The organism is Reticulibacter mediterranei, from assembly GCF_016587455.1.
Window position 1 is genome coordinate 3,002,319 of the sequence record NZ_BNJK01000002.1, and the last position, 19,609, is coordinate 3,021,927.

Consider the following 19,609-nt stretch of genomic DNA (forward strand, 5'->3'; position numbering starts at 1 on the left):
TCCCCAAGGGCACTAACATCCATGAAAGTGGACTATGCTCCAAGCAGAATCTGCCAACAACAGAAGGCCGGTAAGGATCTAGAGTTGTGAGCCAGTGAAGGGTCATACTTGCCTCCCTCTGATTGCAAATCAGATCTATGGTAGGTTGAGCAATTCTTCTGTCCAGTGACGGCAACCTTCACTTAAGGTCGTTTTAAGGCAAAGTGGCAAGATTATTTGGCAAGGAACATCGGAATAACGTTCAGCGCACCGCCGTCGAGATCGTGATCAGCGAGATGGAGATGCTCACGCCGAAGGAGAAGCAGGAGGAGGAGGTGCCTCGGGCAGGCAAGCGGTAGGCGTTAGAACAAAAAGGGGGTGAATAATGGATGCATTGAAGTAAGTAGAGATAAGGCTAGGATAACTGTAAAAATCATGCAAAAAGTAATTTGCTAAATTCGCGACTTGTCGAATATTTCTACCTTATCAAACAGCCCAACATATCTCTATCTTGTTACCACTAACCACCCAAGCAATATATTTTCCGTCAGGCGACCACGCTCCAAGTTTTATTTCACTGATGTATAAATTTAATGGACCAGTGTAAAATGTATAGTCAGCTATAACTTTACCTGTAGCAAAATCCCCTACCTGTGCTGTAGGACCTACTCTAGAAATTCCAGAAACAATATACTTTCCATCAGGGGACCAATCTATAAATTCACTCGGAACGAACTCGGGGGAAAAGGTTCTTATGGCTTTACCAGTAACTACTTCGCTGACACCTAAAATAGTTCCTGCCCCAGCTTCCAAGCCGAATGCTCCCCAAGCGATATACCGTCCGTCGGGTGACCACGCGATGGATAGCACAATAGCATTATTGCCTATATTATAGTCAACCACGTGTTTTCCCGAGGATGACTCCCATACACGTATGATTCCAGGATAGTCATATCCGAAAGCTATAGCAAGATATTTTCTGTTAGGTGACCAAGTGACTGCTCCTATTGAAGAGGTGTACTTTCCCCCTGAATAGATTATATAGCTACTTATAACATTACCATCAACTACCTTATTAAGCTCTATTTGTTGAGATTTTGTATCTGAAGTAATATATATGTCTTTATTTGACCATATAACTGAAATTATAGCGTATGCATGTATACTATATTTAGCTATGAGTCTACCTATTGTTACATCCCATACCTGCGTAGTTTCACCTGCTCCTAATGCAAGGTATTTTCCGTCTGGTGACCATGCGACCGAGTTGGTCGTACTCCATTCCTTAAGACCGAGATCGAGTTTATGGATGAGTCTTCCGGTAATTGCTTCCCATACCAACACCGTGTTATACTCTGCTGAAGCAAGATACCTCCCGTCAGGGGACCACGTGAGCGCCATGACGGAGCTAGAATGTCCTGTGAAAGTATAAATAGCGGGGGAACGACGAGCGATCTCCAACCATCCCACAATACCTGTGGCAGTTACCCCTAATCCTGCCAGGCCCAATTGCAATACTTTACGCCGCAATAGTGTATGATGTTTTCGTGAGCTTGGTGAATGGTGGGGAGGAGGTCCATTTCCTTGTGCTTTGGCCGATGGAGGTAGCGTTGATGGAAGTGGTATGTTTCCGGTAGGCTGTGAGATATCCCTTTGTCTAGCCTGGTGAGCTGCGATTTTTTGTAATTCCCTCTTTATCTCAACGATACTGGCTGGTCTATTGCTTGCAACCTTTTCCAACATTTGCATAATAAGAGCTTCGAGACCCGTGGGAGCGAACTGGCCATGCAAATTTAGAGGCGGAAAATCAAAAAACGTGGGTACATTTGCTGTGGGATCATTCCCGGTCAATAATCGGTGAAGTGTAGCTCCTAAGCTGTAAATATCAGATCGAGGAGTCGTTTGTGTATGGAGTTTTGGATATTGCTCTGGAGCCGCATAGCCAACCGATAAAGCTAAAGACGTGTCATGAGCCTGGCCCACTTTAAAATGCCGAGCAATGCCGAAGTCTATGAGATAAAGATGCCCATCAGGAGTTCGCATAATATTGAGTGGTTTCAAATCACGAAAGATGATAGGTGGTTGGCGAGTATGTAGATAATTCAGGACGGTACAAATTTGTATACCGATACTAAGTACCTCCTGAACAGGAAGCCAGCCTCCCTTGATCTTTGCATAATCTTCTAGTGTTTGGCCTACAATAAATTCCATCACCAGGTACCATCGTCCATCTTCCTCAAAATATTCATGGATACTGGGGAGATTTGGATGCATGAGGACTGCCAGCATTTCTGCTTCGTGCTTAAATGTTTCTACGTCTCTTTTGCTGGGATTCGTTTGGAGCATTTCTTTAATTGCTACAAGGCGATTCCCCAGTTTGGTATCTTGTGCTTTGTAGACAATTCCCATGCCGCCCTGGCTGAGTTTGCTCATAATGAGATATCGTTGTTTAAGTATGTGGGCCATAAAAATATTCTTCCTTAGTACTCGACGCGCAATTCTTCCATTGCCTTTTCGCGACCTTCTATGGACGGTAAACTATAACGCCGTGTCGTTTCCAGGCGTTTATGCTCTACAATCCCAGCGACCTGCACCGAGTCATTGCCCTGACGAACCAATTCGTCAGGGCAATGACTCGGTGCAAGGTGTGAGCGGAAAGTTCCAGATGGGCAGCAGCACCGATACAGCGAATGATCAGGTCAGTAGCGCGAGCAGAGAACTGTTTCCCTTTTAGGTTGAAAAAAAACGCAGGATCGGATGTTTGCGGAAAGCCTTTAGCTCTTTCTTTGAGCCAGGGCCAGAGTGCCTCGCGTACCTCTACATTTAATAGTACTTCGCGGTAAGTATCACGCTTACCTGAGTAGGTAATCACCAACCCTTTGCGAGCAGAAACGCATATATCATCCAAGTTAAGCGTGGTACATTCTCCAAGGTGAATAGCCGTGTAGAAAAGCAGGTGGGTCATGGCCTGATCACGTGCGTTCAGTGTGCGTTCTACTGCTCGCAAAAAGGCTTTTTGCTCGTCAGATTTGAGTGCGTGAGGAGCTTGCGTGGGCAAGCTTTCGCGTTGAACCTGTGGTCGATCATTTCCAATGAAGAGATGAAGATGGTCAATGGCTGCCAACGCAAGATTCACTGAGGTGGGTTTCGCTTGACACTTGGGTTTGAGATACGTTTTATAATCCCGGATGGCGTACTCACAGGCAAAGGGAGTGCGTAATAGGTCATCTTCAGTTAGGGGGTGTTGGGTGAGATATGTTCTGTATTGATGAGCTTGGAGCTGATAGGTCATACGCGTTTTTATTGCTAGCGGCTGACGATCTAACCAGGCATCATATGCAGCAAGGGTCTGTACTAAAGTCTCTCTCATTACTCGTCTCTGTTAGTATTAGTACTGTTGATACGCTATTCATCCAAAAATTTCGTATTAGTCGAATTATATCACAGATAGCGCCTCGACTAATAGGTATTAGTTGAAGCTCTTTTCTTATCTTGAAGAGATAATGTTCATATGATTTCATCACCTGTTTGATAACCCTCTGTATCGGGATATTTGTTGGGTCTTTATTCGAAAATATATCCTAGTAATTCTTATAGTTTTTAAGCATACTATTTGTAATAGCAGCGATAGAAATGAGAAGGGAAGGAGTATAAAGGAGAAAACAGTTTAGCTAATTCCGCTAGACCGTGAGTGGAGCGTTCTCAGTTGTTTACTTCCAAACGGAGGGGAGAAGGATACGGAATCCCTAGAGATGCTCTGTGATAACGTAGAAATCCGTTCTATTTTCTCGTCTAGGGAAGTATGGGATAGAGTAAGTAAAGGGTGAGCATTATTCATTCTTGCGGAAAAGAGAGTGGCGATACTGGATGATCAATGGCGCTATGTAGTAACAGAGGGGTAAGTTGAGAAACATCGATACTTAGAACAGCATGACGATGTCCGAAACAATCTCCGCTATTACGGCAGGCATGGGTGGGAGCATAGTCCTTTTTACCCGTTATTTTACTTTGACCACAGCTATACTCAAAGTGGATAGGCATATGAGGGCGGATCCTGTACATACGTTCAATTCCTATTAGTTCTCTCCTTGTTTTAGAGAAGCGAGTGTGTTTGAGCTGTGTGCTCGGAAATATCCTGGGCATCCTTTTTCTCCGAGTAAGCTGGTTAGTAATGAACACAAGGAAGACTGTTCTATTCAGAAATGTTTTGCAAGAGGAGGGCAAGAATGCAGCTGGTCGAGCGGACGAGCATCAAGAAAACTGACCCTCGTTATGCAGCCATTGATGCTGCATCATTTGCCTCGAAAAACTTGTATAATGCAGCCAATTATCTTGTTCGTCAATCCTTTATTTTTCAGGGCAAATATCTGGGCTATGCTGAGGTTTTCCACCTGATCAAAACTCATGAAGCTTATCAGGCTTTGCCTCGCAAGGTGAGCAATGATGTACTTCGTCTGCTGGACAAGAACTGGAAAGCCTTCTTCCAGGCAATCAAAGTATGGGAAGCTGACCCGTCAAAATTTCATGGACGCCCAAAGCTTCCTCGCTACAAAGAGAAAACAAAAGGTAGAAATATCCTTATCTAACGTCAGTTCTGTTTAAGTTAGACTGATCAAGCAGCCAAGAGAGCGCGTTCATCGAGATGCAACCCCGGCTTTTTGGCTCGATGACTGTAGGCAAGAAGCCCGGCAATCACATGCACCACAAAATTGACGGGGCTACGATGACGAGAATGCTCGATTTGCGAAATATTCTTGAGCTGGTCGATAATGGTTTCGATAATCGCTCGTTTGCGCAGCAGGAGTTTGTCTGACAGATGCATAAGCTGGTTTTTCATGTTTTTGCGCAGCCTCGTGATGAGCTGGAGTCCTTGTTCAAAGAGCAGTTTGCTCAAGGGACCAGAAATGTAGCCACGGTCTCCAAACAGCTTGCCGTGCAGGTTGTTCACCAGATGAGGAACAGGAGTGCGATCATCGACGTTGCCTGGCGTCAAGCAACAGGCCAACAGTTCGCCGCGATCATTGACCGCCAGGTGCAGTTTGAACCCAAAGAACCAGCCCATTGAAGTCTTGCCGCGCTTGGCATCAATGGCAAAGACTCGATGTTGACTGATGCGCTTGGCATCACACACTTCCAGGGAAGTGGAATCGATAAAACTGATCCCTGTGCAGGGTCCAAATCGACGCTGTAAGTAGGCCAGGAGCGGAATCAGCATCCTTGGGATGAGGGCAACGAAGCGAGCATAACTGACCAAATGAGGAAATTCTTTGTTCAGGTGCATCTGAACATATTCGGTGTAATATGCCTTAAATGTTCGATTAATGCGACTGGTGAAGCGTAATGAGACAAGTCTCAGGAAAGAGGATGAAAATGGATGAGGGGTCGGACAGCAGCGCGGGAACGAAGGCAGAGCAGGCCGATGAGGTATAGTTGAAGTGGAAGCGGCGAGACGAGGTCGACCATTGGTGCTCTCTCGAATGCGCTGGTGAAGCTGACCCTGGTGCGTCTAGCAGAGCTGATTGCTGCCACGAGGTGACTCGTGAGCGCGTGTAGGAAACTTGTGTTCCTTTCGCACCTCTCGCCGACGTCCTTTCTGTTGTCAGTCTAGGAGAAAGGAAGTCGAGGATGCAAGTGCTTTTTGCCAGTTGTGCAGGATTGGATGTGCATAAAAAGACAGTGGTGGCTTGTCTGATGCTCACTCAGTCAACGGGCGAGGTACGCAAGCAGGTACGCACCTTCGCCACCACCACCGAGAGCTTGTTGGTTCTCGCTGACTGGCTGACGAGTCAGCAGGTGAGTCACGTGGCACTCGAATCGACGGGGATCTATTGGAGACCCATCTTCAACATCCTGGAAGGAGCCTTCAACGTAGTGCTGGTCAACGCTCAGCATATGAAGGCCGTTCCTGGACGCAAAACCGACGTGAAAGATAGCGAGTGGCTGGCAGACCTATTGCGACATGGCTTACTCAAGGCCAGTTTCATCCCTCCTCAATCCATCCGTGATCTGCGCGATCTGGTCCGCTATCGCAAATCGCTCATTCAGGAACGTACGCGGGAGATCAATCGGGTACAAAAGGTGTTGGAAACAGCCAATATCAAGCTCTCGTCAGTAGTCAGTGATGTAGTAGGAGCCAGTGGCCGGGCGATGATCCAGGCACTGATCACGGGAGAACAGTCCCCTGAAGTACTCGCCGAGCTGGCACGGGGTTCCTTGCACAAAAAGATCCCTCAGTTACGCGAAGCATTGCTCGGACGCGTCGATGCCCATCATCAGATCCTGCTCTCTCACCTTCTGAGCCACGTCGACTTTCTGGATCAGGCGATTGCTCGCTTGTTTCTACAGATCCAGCCCTATCTGCGGTCCTACGATGAAGCAGTAGAACTCCTAGTGAGTATTCCAGGGGTGGCAGCCGAAACCGCTGCCTGCGTCTTGGGAGAAATCGGGGTGGACATGAGCTGTTTTCCTAGCGCTGCCCATCTGGCCTCATGGGCAGGGCTATGTCCAGGCAATCGAGAGAGTGCAGGCAAACGGCTCTCTGGCAAGACTGCTGCCGGCAACAAACGCCTGAAAGCGGCCCTGGCGGAGGTCGTCTGGGTGCTTGCTCATATGAAAGACAACTATCTCTCGGCCCAATACCATCGTCTGGCTCGGCGTTTGGGAAAGCCCAAAGCGGTGATCGCAGTCGCCCATAGCCTCCTTGTCATCATTTACCATCTGCTCCGCGACAAGCAACCCTATCAGGATCTTGGGGCGACCTATTTTGAGACGATGGATCGGGAGAGGGTCGTCAAGGGCGCCGTGCGTCGGTTGCAAGGCTTCGGTTACACGGTGACCTTGCAGCCTCAAGAGGAGGTTGGTGCCTGACATCCACACGCTTCTTTCTGTAAATACGGCTCCTGTTTCTCCTTCGGGTTTTCCTCCCGGAAGGTTGGCTTCTGATTCTCTCTTCATCCCAGGGATTTATTTTCATAGGAAAATGGATCAGAATGGTCATGATTTCGCTTGGGCAAAGCTGGCCCTTACGTTCTCGTCGCTTACCTGCTGCAAGTTGGCTGGCTTTGAGCTGCGGGGCAAAGCTTATCAGAAAATCATCGACAGCACAAAACAACTCGAGTAAACTCATTTCTAGATCCCTCCGATGATCCCACTGGATGCGTGTATGACTTACGAGGTTGGGAAGTCATACACGCATCCAGTGGGATCATCCCGTAGATAGCTCCTTCACCTGTCTCAGACGCGCCTCTCTTAGAAAGATGAGCCTCGCACCTTGATGGGAGAAATACGCAACGCCACCGAATACTCCGCTGCAAACTGTTCCGGCGAGCCAAACTTGCTGGTCATCCAGTGACGATATTTCGCCAGATACAGCGGATGTTGATCGGCTGGAGGTTCAGTGGTGCTGATCTAGGCGTGTCCGGTAAACATGATGATTCCAGAGCCAGTCTGGTCGCCATTAAAATGCAGCGCCACCTGGGCATTCCGGCGCACAAAATACAGGCGTTTGCCATGAGCTAGATTATAGACCAAAAAAGTGGATGCCGTCTCATCCCACCAGAACCAGGTGGGTGCGGGCTAGGGTATTCCGCGCGTATCCACCGTGGTCAGCCATACGAGATACTCTTCATGCATGCGACGCCGTACATTTTTTCAAAAATCGTGTTCTCATCTGGAATTTGAAAGGTCATGCTTCACAGTCCTTCCTCGTCTCTTGCTCTTCTGCACGGTGGCGCAAGAGCGAACGCCTCGTGGGGAGCAATTCCAACTCCTCTTCAAGCGAAGCTCCCCACATTTGGAGGGCAGGAACAATTGAGGTGATCCACTCCTGGTTTTGCATCAAAGTGGCATGATAGCTGCTATACGCTGCCTCATCCGCGAACGAAGCAAACCAGACGAAGACGTTTTCCCCTTCGCGTACAGGCAGCTCTGGATAGGTGTTCTCGGCTGGTTCGGTCACGAAATGCCCCAAAAGCGTCGCCCCTGCCGAGAGCAGCAGAGGGGTCATGGTGTGTTCAAAGAAATCCACGAAGCGCTCATCAACTGGTGCCTCAAAAGCAGAGATGGTCGCGGTGATGAGCCCTCCTGCTTCTTCTGGCGCGTCTCTCAATGGACGGTTGGTCGGGTCGAGGCAAAAACCAGTGGCAGCACGAACTGGCTTGAGCAAGAGAACATTGTCTATGTCATCAATGGTCTTGTTGGCCGCAGCTCGATGCGCTTGCCAGAGCGGGCTCACGCGGTAGAAGTTGTGTAACGCTGTCCGGCGCGTTTGCATATTGGCAAATCCACGCAGCCAGACGAAGCGATCAGGGTTGGTGCGATCACGAAATTGACCGGGGATGAACGCACCATAGCGCTCTTGCTCTTCAATGAAATACTCATCGAATAAAGCAATGAACGCATCGCGTCTTCCTGGGTGATGGATATATTGACGCAATTCTATAATTGGACAACAGGTCTCTTCGGCTTGCTTTGGAGCGTATCTCGCGCTCATATCCAGTTCTCCTGGCGCTTGATGACTTGTTTTCTCAGGCATTTCTCGTTCCTTTTTTGCGACCCCTCTAGCGAAATAGCCTCATTGCAGCGCCTATCCCATAAGCATACTGAGCGAGCTTCTCATAGGTCCCCTCTGTGTGCAACTCGTTGGCGATCTCCCGCACCAGGCCCATCGTTGCCAGTGTTGCCGCTGCTCCGATACTGATGCGAGCCACGCCCAGCTTGAACAACTCCGGTGCTGAGGGCGCTCCAGGGGCTACCATAATATTCAATGGTCCTGGGATCTCGCGGACCAGCGTCTGAAGCAACCCTGGCTCGATGACTCCAGGAACAAAGATGCTATCTGCACCCGCCTCAAGGTAGGCTCTGGCACGACGCAATGTCTCTTGCAGGCGAGTTGACTCCTCGCCCACCTCAAAAAGATAAGTATCAATACGAGCGTTAATGACCAGGCTCAGCCCCGCCAACTTTGCTTCCTGGCGCGCCGCCGCTATGCGCGCTCCTTGTGCCTCCAGTTCGTAGAGTGGTTTCTCTGTATTCCCGGTATTATCCTCGAGATTCACTCCTGCCACTCCTGCCGCAATCACTACTCGCATCGTCTGTGCGACATCCTCGGGCGCGGATCCATAGCCCGCTTCAATATCCGCTGTCACAGGCACCTGTACCGCAGCCACGATGCGCCTGATAACCTGAACCATTTCTTCTCGCCTGATTCGTTCTCCGTCAGGATAGCCAAAAGCAAAGGCAATGCCTGCACTGGTTGTTCCAAGAGCAGCAAACCCCGCCTCCTCAAACAGTCGTGCGCTGGCAACATCCCAGACATTCGGTAGGAGGAGCCCTGCCCCCTTCTGCTGCAGACTCAATAATAACTCAGCTTTTTCCTGTTGTTTCATAGTTGTTTCATTTCTTTCTTTTGCATTTCGCCAATTTTACAAGATCTCCAATTACCAGGATGAGCCTCGCGCCTTGAGAGGAAAAACACGTAATGCCACCGAGAAGTCCACGGCAAACTGTTCTGGTGAGCCAAATTTGAGGGTCATCCAGTGGCGATATTTCTCTAAATAGAGTGGATGTTGATGCGCAGGAGGTTCATCAGGGCAGATCTGGGCATGTCCAGTAAAGGTGATGATGCCATAGCCAGTCCCGTAGCCGTTAAAGTTCAGCGCTACCTGGGAATTGTTGCGCACAAGATCCAGGCGTTTGGCATAGGTCTGGTTATAGATCAAAAAATTTGATGCCGCTTCATCCCATAAAAACCAGACCGGGGCGGGCTGAGGCATACCATGTAGACCCATAGCGGTGAGCCAGATAAGATACTCTTCCTGTACGCGACGCCGTACACTCACACCAAAGGGCGTCGTGGGTTCTGGAAGTTGAAATGTCATTCTCTTGGTCCTTTCTTCCCGACCACTGCACGTCAAATCATCAATTCTGCATATGTCGGATGGCAGTAATCTTACCGTGTGCCCAAAGGATACAGCAGAAATTGTGCCATCTGTCTGTCATATTTAAGGACGCATTTTCGAAAAGGTTGACGCCGCACAAGATTTGCTTGTAGGATAGGAGTGAGGAGGATTCTCTGAGCCTCTCTCTGTCAACTTTCTATTCTATTTCTGGAAGGGAGACTGCAGAGCAGATGCAGCGCTTCGACCGCGTTTTAGGGATTCTGCTCTTTCTACGGAGTAAATCTTCGACCTCAGCAACCGAGTTAGCGCGCCAGTTTGACGTTTCCACGCGAACGATTTACCGTGATTTGGAGACTCTTTCCGCCCTCGGTGTGCCTGTCTATGCGGAACGCGGGCGCAACGGTGGAGTGCGGCTGTTGCCAGGCTATTTTCTGCCTCCTCTCATGTTCACGCAGCAGGAGGCGATTGCGCTGCTCCTGGGGCTTACCCTTCAAAGGAGTTTGCGTGCGACTCCTTTCCCTATCGAGAGAGATCTGGCAGAGAAAAAACTCCTGGCCGCTCTTCCCGAACCTTTACGCTCACTCCTGGCAAAAGCAGAGCAACTCGTCGTCTTTGAGCAGACACCCAGTGATATTTTTCACCCCGAGCCGAGACAACACGAGCCAGAGGTTGCTGCCTCGCGCACTGCTGAAGAGGCTGATGTCCAGCAAAGTCGGACGATTAGCACCTTTTTTCAGGCTGTCCTTGACGGCAACTTGGTACAGATGCAATACGCCTCTCCTTATCAGAGAGACGCACATTGGGTGCTGGCTGAACCGCTCGGACTCCTGTGGGATCGTGATCGCTGGTATCTGGCTGGGAGATTGGCAGAGCGGGAGGGGCGTCCTGTGAGGTTCTGGCGAGCCGATCGCGTCTTGCAGATCAACCCGCGTCGGCCCATGGTTCCGGCTCAACATGAGTTTGATATGCGAGAACTCTTAGGGCGGACCTGGCTTCGGTCAGCAATGGAGCAGTGGAGGCAGCTGTCGCCTGTGAAAATCCGTCTCTCACGCGCCCAAGCACAACAGCTGCAAGAGGATTGGTATTATCGTCATGCTCGTTTTGAGCCGATCAACGAGCAGCAGGTGATCATGACTTTTGGAGAGAACAACCCCACATTTGTCCTGGAGCTACTACGCTGGTTAGGGCCAGGAGCCGAATTGCTTGAGCCACAGACATGGCAAGAACAGATGAGAGAGGAGCTAAGACAGATGCTGGCGTCCTATCCTCCCAATGATCTCCAGGAGGGGTGCGGGCCTACACCTGCGCGATAGACACTCGCCATCGCTCCCCTCTCCCAAAAGCCGTCAGACGATAGTGGCTAATTTGTTGTCCATTCTGACCCAGCATAGAATGCTTCTGGTCAGTCGGGATCGCGGAGGTGATTATGCAGCGGCAGCCCGCCGCGCCGTTCCCCAGGCACAGCAAGTAGCCGATAAATTTCATTTACGCAAAAATCTTCGAGAACGGCTTGCTGATGTGGTAACAAGAAGACATTCTCCAGCTTACCTATTGTTGCAGAAGCCAGATCCGACGCTATTCCTGCTCATGTGCGAGGTCGATCAGCTCAGAACGTTCGCACAGATGCCGAAGCAGTGGGATCGTCAGACGCGGAAAAACACTACCGCACGATCCCTCCAACCCCCTATGCCCGGCCACCAATCGATCCGACTCCAGAGCGACAGAAACAGGAGAGGCGAGCCAGACGCGTCGGCCTCTATGAAGATGTGCATCTGCTCTCCAAGCAAGGGGTAAGCATTCGTGCCATTGCCAGGCAGTTGAAAATCTGTCGTCAAGCAGTTCGCCGTTACCTATAAGCTGAGGAGTTTCCTGAAATTGCGCCTCCACCACCACGAGGGAGCATATTGGATCTGTATAAACCCTATATTTTTCAGCGGTGGCAATAAGGATGTCGAAACAGTGTCCAGCTCTACGATGAGATCAAGGCTGGCGACTATTCAGGGTGCAACTCTAGGCTTCGGAACTTTCTTGCCAGTGTTCGCAAGAAGCATAGAGAGGCTGGATCAGCAGAAGCATTATCTTTGATGAAGCGTCCTCCTCGGGGGAAATCCTAGCAGACCTGCCCCCAAACCACATGCGACTCGCCGTATGTCTCCTACACGGGCCTCCTGGCTCATGGTGAGCTGGAAGGAAGAACTTGATGAACGGCAGCAGAAATCCGTTGAGCAGATCTGCCAAGGCCATCCCGACCTGGAATCTGCCTACCAGTTAGCACAACAATTTGTCTTAATGTTGGCCGAGCATCGAGCGGAGGATTTAGATGCGTGGCTCGTCCAGGCCGAACAGAGCGGCCTTCCAGAACTGCGTAAAATGGCGAAAGGCATTCGCTAGGACGAGGCGGCTGTCTGCGCCACCTTTACTTCCGAATGGAGCAACGGACAGGTCGAGGCACAGGTCAACTGCTTGAAACTCCAGAAGCGGATCGTCTATGGCCGTGCCAGTTTCGATTTACTCCGGCTTCGGGTGCTCTGTCGTGTGCAGAGACGCTCGCCTTCGTCTCTTCCATTAGTTCTGCTTTGGTCTGCTCGCACTTACGGACGAGTGAAAAGAAGACAGTAACTGTGATCGTAGCCATAGCCATAGGTTGGTTCCCAGTGAACGACGACTTCCCCCTGAAAGGGTAAGATCTGGCTTATGGCCTGTGCGATGTCCCAAGCGAGAGGGGTCACGCCCCCCGGCTTTTTCAGGTTGGAAACTTCGATCACTGCTACAGCCGTTTCGTTCATGAGCAAGCCAATGTGACGATAGATTTCCTGGAGCCCCGAAAGGTAGGCATCGTACCCACGTCCAGGTTCCTGATAGGCGGCCAGTGGGTCTTCAGGATCATCACGGTGCATGTAGGGAGGCGAGGTAAGCGTGAAGTCGATGCGCGGCAGAGCGTAGGTCGAAAGGAGCCTGGCATCTCCTTGCAAGAGGGCTTCCGGGTGGCGCAGGCGCGAACGAATATAGGCACAACGCTGTGGGTCGTATTCGATGCCGCTTGCTCGTCGGCCCATCTCCTCAGCAACAGAGAGCGTGGTCCCAAAACCGGCAAAGGGGTCAAAGACCAGATCTCCTGGATGAGTATACTCACTCAGGAAGGCTCGTACCAGTCCTGGAGGGTAGCTCACATCATCGTGGGCAAACGGCTCGGGAAGTGTTTCAGGTTGTTCATTCCGCAAACGTATGCAGGTTTTTACGTCTGGTTTCTCTCCTGGAAAGCTTCTGTTTTCGGATGATTGTACCTGAATTGGGTCAGATGAGCAAGCAAGCTCACTTTTTGTGAGGATGAGCCCTTGAGACTGACCCTTTGTCGCGAAAGCTCTTGACAGACAGCACAACATTCAAAGTGATCCTAGGGAACCGCGCTGGGGGACCAACCAATGATAATGCCGAGGAGATGCTTGAACAGGTGGCTACTGGTCTGGCCACCTGCTTCGCACCAGCCTCCATGTCCACCTACTATGCGCGGCCAGATCTGGCTTGGCGCCCCATTGTAGACATTGAGCCATTGAGCATTGCTATCGCCAGGTGGGTAGATGAAACCGATCCGCTCTCCGGGATACTTTGTGTGATGGGACGGGCCACTTCTAGATCGGTGGCATCTTCGCACTCCTCGCAGCCATGCCACAGGACAAGATATGGCAGCGTGATGGTTGCCACCGCACTGTGTTGCTTGATGCCCGAGGCACGCGCGGCGGGTCAAATCCTCATCAACCAGATCGCGAGTTCCCAATGATTTTGCTGAGGTGATTGGCCTCGCCCACGTGTGAGAGGCGTTGGTTGAGCCAATGTCATCAAGCTATCTCCCCGGAAAAATAGTCCTGAATCTCTCGTCCAGCCCACGAGGGGAGATCTGTGGGCAGTCCCACTGTTTGCGCTTTTCGGACAAGGAGTGTGATGGCATTGATCACCTCGTTTCCACGCCTGCTCGGCGAACTTCATAGCGCAGGAGCACATTGTCAGAATGCTCCCAGGTACGGACGTCCATGAGCCGAAGCGATGCGGGAGGTTTACCCACAAAGACAGGGACTCCTTCTCCTAAGATCACATTGCCTATCATCAGATGGATCTCATCCACCAAATCATGCGCCAGCAGATCGTTCCAAAGCGTTCTGCTCCCAGTAATCAAAATATCTTTGCCTGGTTGGCGTTTGAGTTCGGCAATCTTTTGATGAGCATCTGCACGTCTGATGATGGAGATACCGGGCCAGTTTCCCGTCAGCGTGTCTGAGACGATGATAGAGGGCACGGACGCGCCCGCTTGGCTGAGCTCTCGTTGTTCGGAGGTCCACTTAGGAGAGGTGGGATCCTTAGCGACCTCTGGCCAGAAACTGTTGAATAGCTGAAAGGAAACACGGCCAGCAAGAGTTAAGTCGGCTCTGCGAAGCAATTCGGCAGTATATGTGTCGAAGACGCCTCCCATCATTGGGAACATGACCGAGACCTCGTTGTTTGGTCCTGTGTGATATCCATCCAGTGAAATGATGTTGAAGACAATGATTTTCCGCATGAGATCCTTCCTTCTCGGTTCCTGTTGTTCCAAACCCTCTCAATCAAGGGGCTAGTCATTCGTTCTTCTTCAACCCCCTTCGATGTGGCCATTCCCCCACCGTTTTTCTCTGCCGAGACGTCTCGTTGCGCAATCCGTGGGAGTACAGTCTCTCTCGTTTATAATAGCGCACGTGCCTTTGTTGATCAGCTTTCCGCCAGATAGGAATGGTTAGCAGGAGCAATGCACGTGCGTTGTTGTGTCAGGAATTGTCCTTTTTCATACTACCTGGTGCCTATTCCATTGCGCCATATGCCAGAGTCCAGAAGTCGGTGAAGACCTTTGGGGGTTCTGGCGAATCCATCATACGTTGTGTGAAGAGGATGCCAATCATTCCTTCTACCGGGTCGGTGTAGGCCGAGGTCCCGAAGCCGCCCTCCCACCCGAAGCGGCCTGGTGTATGGAAAATGTCGGTGCGCTCAATGTCCACAGCCATACCTAAGCCCCAACTACGATACGACCCGAAAAAGATTTCTGCGCCAGCACGTTGCTCAGGGATAAGATGATCTGAGGTCATCAGCTCCACTGTGGCGCGAGAAAGAATTCGCTCGTGCCTGTACTGGCCTTTGCCCAGCATCATGCGGCAGAAGGCAAAATAGTCATCAATCGTCGAGACGAGGCCGCCTCCCCCGATTCAAACGATGGTTCAGGGTGCCATGCGCTGTTCGCCGCGTTGTCAAATACATCCAACGTGTTCGCCTCCCGATTGAAGAAGTAGAAGGTCGGCAAGCGCTCGATTTTGTCAGAAGGCACGTGGAAGGCGGTATCTTTCATTCCCAGTGGCTCGAAGATGCGTTCGCGCATGAAGGTGCCAAGCGATTGTCCCGATACCCGTGCAATCAAGACTCCGAGTACCTCGCTACTCACATTATACATCCACCGCTCACCTGGTTGTGCCAACAGTGGCAACGAGCCGAGCCTGTTCAGCCATTCGTCTGTAGCAGGTGCGTACGTCGGCAGCTTTGGACCATCGCTGCCAATCCGATAGTCACGGATCAACTGTTGAATCGGATAGGTATCAGGCATCGCCATCACGCTGCCGAAGCCCATTGTGAAAGTCAGCAAATCGCGAACGGTGATCGCTCGTCGCGCAGGCACCGTCTCATCGGGCTGCGAGGAGAGGGACGTGAGCACGCGACGATTGGCCAACTCCGGGAACCACTTCTCAATCGAATCGTCGAGTCGTATCTTGCACTCCTCCACCAAAATCATCGCCGCAACGGCAGTAATGGGCTTGGTGATCGAAGCGATGCGAAAGATGGTGTCGCGCTTCATCGGTGCCGGATTGTCAAACGCCAGGGTCCCCAGCACCTCCACATGAACGTCGTCATGATGGCTCACGAGTGCAACGAGACCGGGTAGCGCTTTCTGTTCAACATACCCTGACAACACGTGATGCATTCGCTCAAGTCGCGACTTTGAAAAACCTGTACCATTCATATTCAATTCCTCGTTCTCATCACTGACTATACAACGTCTGGGAGAAGGAAGCTAGTGCTCTGAGGCCTCAGAGCACTAGCTTCCTTCTCCCTGGTGTTCCTCGGCGATTGCAGGCAGACCTTTGAGCTTCACCACGATCAATACAGCCACGATGGCGAGAACGACCGCGCTCAGTAGGGCAACGGTGTGATATTCCTGCACAAAAGCATTTCTAGCAAGCAAGAGGACGTCTCTCCCTAATTGACCAGGAAGGTTCCCGGTCGTTGCCACTGCTGTTGCTAAGGTTTCTCGCACTGAATGAGCTGCATCGGCAGAAAGCCCATGGGGCAGAGTTGCGGTTTGCAGACGATAGACGAATGCGCCAATGCTTCCAACCACCGCCACCCCAAGCGCAAAACCGAATTCATTGCCCGTTTGAGAAACGGCAGCCGCTGCACCAGCTTTTTGCGGCGGAACAGAACCTATCACGATCCCCGTTCCCAGAGTTGTCAGTGGTCCGGCTCCCAGATTAAAGAGAGCGAAGCCCACAAGCAGTGGGGCGATGCCACCACCAACCGTCGTCAGACACAGAACCAGCATGCCACTGATGGAGCAGATCAGCCCCAGTGCAATCAGATAGGCGGGCCGAATCTTGCGAGCAAGGGAAGGTGATATCAGGAAGCCAACGATAGAGGCCGCCATGGCGGGAATCATCCAGAGTCCCGCTTGCAACGGCGACAACCCGGCTACTAACTGTAAGTACTGCGTCGAAAGGACCATAACACCGCCAGGAAGCATCGTATTGATCAGCATTGCAAGCAGCATAATGGTGAAGGCTGGCTTCTGAAAGAGCGTCACATCCAAAAGCGGATTGCTCAAGATGCGCTGCTGGCGGACAAACACGACCCCAAACACCACACCAACCAGTAAAGCGGCAACAGGCACCACTTGCCAGCCATGAGCCGCTACTTCTTTTATGCCATAGATCAGTGGAAGGATCGTCGCCAGCGATAAGAACACACTTGGGAAGTGAAGCTGATCCGCATCAGGATTCTTGTACTCAGGCAGGACTATCTTGCCAAGCAGCAGTGCAATGACCATCGGAGGCACGCCCACCAGGAAGACCGAGCCCCACCAGAAATGCTCCAGCAGCACCCCACCAACCAGCGGTCCCAGAATCGATCCGCTGATCAAACAACTCAGCCAGATACTGATTGCCCGCGCATTCTCTTTCGGATCGGCAAATAGATGCCGAATGAGCGAGAGTGCAGCAGGAGCAATCATGGCACCAGCCACTCCCAGCAGTGCTCGCGCGAAAATCAGCATCCCGGCACTTTGCGAAAACGCGACCAGAAGCGAGATCATCCCAAAAGCTCCGCTCCCTATCAGTAACACCTTCCGACGACCGATCCGATCTCCAAGCGTTCCCATTGTTATCATAAAACCGGCCAACAAAAAGCCGTACATATCGGTGATCCAAAGCAGCTGTGTACTACTGGCGTGTAAGTTCTGGCTGATCTTGGGAAGCGCCAGGAGCATCACAAACAAATCAATCGCCACCACGAGCGAAGTCAGACTCAGAACCCCAAGCCCAAGCCATGCTTGCACCGTTGCTTTCTCGGGTTGTTCGGTCTTCTCTTGCTCTTTCGTCTTTGTATATGTTGTCATCGTGTTTCTCCTTCTACCTGAGTCAGGGACACTTTTTCTCATTCTCGCGCCTGGTCTCCAGATTACCCGGCGTGTAGTCATGGAGTACCTATCCTCCTTTGTTTTCCGCTTTGTCGTTGCTTTCCAGGAAGAGCAGCGATAAGTTCAACTGATTGAGCTTGTTGAGGACACCATAGAGGGCAGGTTGATCCTGGAGAGTGCCGGTCAACATCGTGGTGCCATCGGACATGTGCCGAATCTGCAAACCTTCCAGCCAGGACTGCCACGATGGGTCCAGATGTCCTTTGAAACAGATCGAAACGTGCATCACTGCCCTCCGTTCTCTGCATGTGTTCTCTCAAACACACTTTATCTGAGAAGAGGGGGTCTTGCCATCACGCATCTTCGTGATTGGAGGGGTGATTCCACTCGCGTCTTGGGTGATTAAATGGGTGATCAAGATTCCCACGAATTGCGCAACGAGACTGTTGAAGAGCTAATCCTGATCAGAGGAGGGAAAGTCGTTCAGAACTGGACGTTGATCCCATGAGAGAGAGAAGAAGCAGCGGGATGGGGAGCCAAAAAGGCAGAAGATGAGGAAAAGCCAGGGAAAAAGGCCATGAGGTGCCACTCGGAACAGCAATGATGGCCGAGAAGAAAGAACCCGCTGGCTGAGAAGCGCAGGATTAAGCCGTCACCAACCCGAGCGAATCCGCAAAAGGTGCTGGGATACCAAAAAGCTTGATCGTCACTTGACGAGCGGTTGGAGGACGCGCATTGTGAGCCAGCCGTTCTTGAAAGCCTAGACGAGAGTGCGCCCGCTGCGTGCGGGTCAGGATCACATCCGCAGTGGGTGGTGAGGCGGCGGCGGAGGCGGCTGACTCACCTCGATACGTTGCTGTTGAACGACCTGCATGCAGGCACGCCGATGTTCTCTGCGGCTTCAATCTCGCCAGAGGAGCGGGGCAGAACCAACTCGGAGCGGATGCAAGAGCACACTCACGCAGGCTCCGGCTTTGCCGTTGCGCCGCCATTCCATTGACACTGCTCACGCAAAGGGCAGTGTCGACAACTGTGGATGCTGGCCCCATACACCACGCGCAAGCTTCCATCGGCTTCTCTACGGTATTCATGTGCAAAAAGCTGTTGGTCGGCGAGACAACGCAACGTGCCATCAGGCTGGAGAGTAAAGTCCTGGCCCGAGAAGCGGCCCGTTTTCCAGGACAAGCTCACCTGAGGAGGCGCATAGCCCGAGGCGGGAGAGGTGTATGGTGAAGGAGGTGGGAGATCTGGGGCAAATTCAGTCGTGCGTACCGGATCAGGATGAAGCTGATGGCCCAACTCCAGGAGCAGGTTCCAGACCCACTGTGAGACCACCTGCCAGCATTCCTGGCCTCAGGCGGAGTGAGAGCACCACCGATCAGGGTCCTGTTCTTTGTCTTCATCTGAAAGCTGAGGTTCAAAGGTCCCGCGATGCAGATACAGCTCGACGACATCGGAGGCAGTGAACGCTTGCTGTGGCAAGTTCGTGAAGAAGAGTTCGTAGACAGTGCCCTCACGTGTAACGCCTACAGGACTCTTCTTTCGGCCCTCGGGGTGGGTTGCCACCACCACGCGATACAGCACCCCCGCAGGTCCAACTGATACCTGCGGGCAGTCGTAGAGTCTGCGCACGATCTGACTTTCCGGGCGCTGCTGAAACTGGTCTGCTGGAAGATGCAGACATGCCTGCACAAGCGAATGATCGAGGACCGTGTACTCCTTGCCACGAGTCACAAAGGCGAAGCCAGCCAAGTCTGCAAGCACGGTCCCCATGCCATATTGCCCATCGAGCCGAAGCAGGCAGCGTTCGCACGGGAACTGATGCACAGCGAGATAACGACTGATGGCAGAGAGGCCCTGACGCAGTTCCTCCCGGTAGAGCCCATTGCCCCGGTTGCCAAAGGAGCCGAGCCACTGAAAACCGTGGGCCTGGCTGATAACCGTGCGGGTACGCACCACTTGCCCACTCTTGCGCCCTCGATAGCTAGGTGCACAGATCTCATCGAACCGGCGAGAGGCTGGGGCAGGTCTT

The 19,609-nt window shown here is 51.7% G+C and carries 20 protein-coding genes and 4 pseudogenes; 8 read left to right on the forward strand and 16 right to left on the reverse strand.

The features are described 5' to 3' along the window. The first annotated feature begins 203 nt into the window (after positions 1 to 203). Positions 204 to 338, forward strand: coding sequence for a hypothetical protein (locus K3T83_RS57545; protein ID WP_268963598.1), 135 nt, complete (start codon positions 204 to 206; stop codon positions 336 to 338). A gap of 127 nt (positions 339 to 465) precedes the next feature. On the opposite strand, the gene K3T83_RS52365 is transcribed toward K3T83_RS57545, so the two are convergent. Further along, on the reverse strand, positions 466 to 2,445 hold the full coding sequence (locus tag K3T83_RS52365) for a serine/threonine-protein kinase (RefSeq protein WP_220210997.1): 1,980 nt from the start codon (positions 2,443 to 2,445) through the stop codon (positions 466 to 468). A 106-nt stretch (positions 2,446 to 2,551) separates the two neighbouring features. Then, the gene (locus tag K3T83_RS52370) at positions 2,552 to 3,349 is read right to left on the reverse strand and encodes a tyrosine-type recombinase/integrase (protein ID WP_220210998.1); all 798 of its coding nucleotides are present in this window, start codon (positions 3,347 to 3,349) and stop codon (positions 2,552 to 2,554) included. A gap of 856 nt (positions 3,350 to 4,205) precedes the next feature. Between K3T83_RS52370 and K3T83_RS52375 the strand changes: the two are divergent. Then, positions 4,206 to 4,562 (forward strand): annotated as a pseudogene (locus K3T83_RS52375) (RNA-guided endonuclease TnpB family protein); the annotation flags it as partial. A 29-nt stretch (positions 4,563 to 4,591) separates the two neighbouring features. Here the strand turns inward: K3T83_RS52375 and K3T83_RS52380 are convergent. Next, positions 4,592 to 5,330 (reverse strand): annotated as a pseudogene (locus tag K3T83_RS52380) (IS982 family transposase); the annotation flags it as partial. A 274-nt stretch (positions 5,331 to 5,604) separates the two neighbouring features. On the opposite strand from K3T83_RS52380, the gene K3T83_RS52385 reads away from it, so the two are divergent. Then, complete coding sequence (locus tag K3T83_RS52385; protein ID WP_220209574.1) at positions 5,605 to 6,846, forward strand: IS110 family RNA-guided transposase; 1,242 nt, start codon at positions 5,605 to 5,607, stop codon at positions 6,844 to 6,846. Positions 6,847 to 6,955: 109 nt separating this feature from the next. Here the strand turns inward: K3T83_RS52385 and K3T83_RS58735 are convergent. The 4 genes and pseudogenes from K3T83_RS58735 to K3T83_RS52405 all read right to left on the reverse strand — a co-directional run. After that, a pseudogene (locus tag K3T83_RS58735) lies at positions 6,956 to 7,105 on the reverse strand (IS982 family transposase); the annotation flags it as partial. Between the two features lie 558 nt (positions 7,106 to 7,663). Further along, positions 7,664 to 8,512, reverse strand: a complete 849-nt coding sequence (locus tag K3T83_RS52395; protein WP_236065299.1) for an NIPSNAP family protein — start codon at positions 8,510 to 8,512, stop codon at positions 7,664 to 7,666. 25 nt (positions 8,513 to 8,537) lie between these two features. Beyond that, the gene (locus K3T83_RS52400; protein WP_220211002.1) at positions 8,538 to 9,365 is read right to left on the reverse strand and encodes an isocitrate lyase/PEP mutase family protein; all 828 of its coding nucleotides are present in this window, start codon (positions 9,363 to 9,365) and stop codon (positions 8,538 to 8,540) included. A 51-nt stretch (positions 9,366 to 9,416) separates the two neighbouring features. Continuing rightward, a complete protein-coding gene (locus tag K3T83_RS52405; RefSeq protein WP_220211003.1) occupies positions 9,417 to 9,857 on the reverse strand; it encodes a pyridoxamine 5'-phosphate oxidase family protein in 441 nt (146 codons plus the stop codon). Positions 9,858 to 10,108: 251 nt separating this feature from the next. On the opposite strand from K3T83_RS52405, the gene K3T83_RS52410 reads away from it, so the two are divergent. The 4 genes and pseudogenes from K3T83_RS52410 (at position 10,109) to K3T83_RS52420 (ending at position 12,269) form a co-directional block, all read left to right on the forward strand. Beyond that, the gene (locus K3T83_RS52410) at positions 10,109 to 11,191 is read left to right on the forward strand and encodes a helix-turn-helix transcriptional regulator (RefSeq protein WP_220211004.1); all 1,083 of its coding nucleotides are present in this window, start codon (positions 10,109 to 10,111) and stop codon (positions 11,189 to 11,191) included. Positions 11,192 to 11,276: 85 nt separating this feature from the next. Then, positions 11,277 to 11,405: pseudogene (locus K3T83_RS58740) on the forward strand (transposase); the annotation flags it as partial. A gap of 107 nt (positions 11,406 to 11,512) precedes the next feature. Beyond that, positions 11,513 to 11,734, forward strand: coding sequence for a hypothetical protein (locus K3T83_RS58745; protein WP_444544573.1), 222 nt, complete (start codon positions 11,513 to 11,515; stop codon positions 11,732 to 11,734). 292 nt (positions 11,735 to 12,026) lie between these two features. Continuing rightward, on the forward strand, positions 12,027 to 12,269 hold the full coding sequence (locus K3T83_RS52420) for a transposase (RefSeq protein WP_220211006.1): 243 nt from the start codon (positions 12,027 to 12,029) through the stop codon (positions 12,267 to 12,269). A 200-nt stretch (positions 12,270 to 12,469) separates the two neighbouring features. Here K3T83_RS52420 and K3T83_RS52425 read toward each other — a convergent pair whose 3' ends face one another. After that, complete coding sequence (locus tag K3T83_RS52425; protein WP_220211007.1) at positions 12,470 to 13,099, reverse strand: DNA methyltransferase; 630 nt, start codon at positions 13,097 to 13,099, stop codon at positions 12,470 to 12,472. 218 nt (positions 13,100 to 13,317) lie between these two features. Here K3T83_RS52425 and K3T83_RS52430 point away from each other — a divergent pair, with 218 nt between their 5' ends. Then, positions 13,318 to 13,656, forward strand: coding sequence for a hypothetical protein (locus tag K3T83_RS52430; RefSeq protein WP_220211008.1), 339 nt, complete (start codon positions 13,318 to 13,320; stop codon positions 13,654 to 13,656). Positions 13,657 to 13,827: 171 nt separating this feature from the next. On the opposite strand, the gene K3T83_RS52435 is transcribed toward K3T83_RS52430, so the two are convergent. From K3T83_RS52435 to K3T83_RS56945, 8 genes are all read right to left on the reverse strand, one after another. After that, positions 13,828 to 14,430 carry a dihydrofolate reductase family protein gene (locus K3T83_RS52435; protein ID WP_220211009.1) on the reverse strand — a complete coding sequence of 201 codons (603 nt, stop codon included), beginning with the start codon at positions 14,428 to 14,430 and terminating at the stop codon, positions 13,828 to 13,830. A gap of 274 nt (positions 14,431 to 14,704) precedes the next feature. Further along, complete coding sequence (locus K3T83_RS57550; protein WP_308441732.1) at positions 14,705 to 15,049, reverse strand: serine hydrolase domain-containing protein; 345 nt, start codon at positions 15,047 to 15,049, stop codon at positions 14,705 to 14,707. Beyond that, the gene (locus K3T83_RS52445; protein ID WP_220211010.1) at positions 15,046 to 15,909 is read right to left on the reverse strand and encodes a serine hydrolase domain-containing protein; all 864 of its coding nucleotides are present in this window, start codon (positions 15,907 to 15,909) and stop codon (positions 15,046 to 15,048) included. The genes K3T83_RS57550 and K3T83_RS52445 overlap by 4 nt, the downstream gene beginning before the upstream one ends. Before the next feature lie 75 nt (positions 15,910 to 15,984). Further along, the gene (locus K3T83_RS52450; RefSeq protein ID WP_220211011.1) at positions 15,985 to 17,556 is read right to left on the reverse strand and encodes an MFS transporter; all 1,572 of its coding nucleotides are present in this window, start codon (positions 17,554 to 17,556) and stop codon (positions 15,985 to 15,987) included. Positions 17,557 to 17,644: 88 nt separating this feature from the next. Next, positions 17,645 to 17,863 (reverse strand): DUF8691 family protein, encoded by a 219-nt coding sequence (locus K3T83_RS52455; protein ID WP_220211012.1) that lies wholly within the window; start codon positions 17,861 to 17,863, stop codon positions 17,645 to 17,647. 358 nt (positions 17,864 to 18,221) lie between these two features. Next, positions 18,222 to 18,569 (reverse strand): hypothetical protein, encoded by a 348-nt coding sequence (locus K3T83_RS56935; RefSeq protein ID WP_236065300.1) that lies wholly within the window; start codon positions 18,567 to 18,569, stop codon positions 18,222 to 18,224. Then, positions 18,535 to 18,912, reverse strand: a complete 378-nt coding sequence (locus tag K3T83_RS56940; protein ID WP_236065301.1) for a hypothetical protein — start codon at positions 18,910 to 18,912, stop codon at positions 18,535 to 18,537. Before K3T83_RS56940 ends, K3T83_RS56935 begins: the two co-directional genes overlap by 35 nt. Positions 18,913 to 18,930: 18 nt before the next feature. Next, positions 18,931 to 19,533, reverse strand: a complete 603-nt coding sequence (locus K3T83_RS56945; RefSeq protein ID WP_236065302.1) for a hypothetical protein — start codon at positions 19,531 to 19,533, stop codon at positions 18,931 to 18,933. Between the last annotated feature and the right edge of the window lie 76 nt (positions 19,534 to 19,609).